The sequence below is a fragment of the Christiangramia aquimixticola genome, assembly GCF_048285835.1.
Lineage (GTDB): Bacteria > Bacteroidota > Bacteroidia > Flavobacteriales > Flavobacteriaceae > Christiangramia > Christiangramia aquimixticola.
The window spans coordinates 1-341 of record NZ_JBLVTL010000101.1 but is presented as its reverse complement, the minus strand read 5'-3'; the positions used below and the strand labels follow the sequence as shown (position 1 = coordinate 341).

The 341-nt window shown below is 47.2% G+C and carries 1 protein-coding gene; it reads right to left on the bottom strand.

All coding sequences use genetic code 11. The features are described 5' to 3' along the window. Positions 1-341 (bottom strand): DNA recombination protein RmuC (gene rmuC / locus ACNKXV_RS13685; RefSeq protein WP_417908280.1); only part of this gene is annotated, 341 nt, incomplete at both ends.

Sequence of the window (341 nt, the reverse complement as noted above, 5' to 3'; positions counted from 1 at the left end):
GATCAGTTCGGCTCGGGAAAAGTCAATCGTAGTTTTGTCATTGGCTTCATAAGCATCTACCAATCTCAAGTAGGATTCTTGAGGAAACTTGGAATCAATCGGTAACAATACAGCCTCCTCCTGACCGGGCATTTTGATAGCAAACTCCACCCGATCTCTCGAGCCATTCACTGAAGCATTAACTAGGTATTGATCCGGGGAAAGCAGGTTTTCCAAGATGGCCTGAAGCTGGTATTCACCCAACACCCCTCGACTCTTGACATTGGTCAAGACTCTCTTGAGATCCCCTACTCCATTGGCTAGGCTTTGCATTTCACCCAGACCCTTTTGGACCGCTTGAA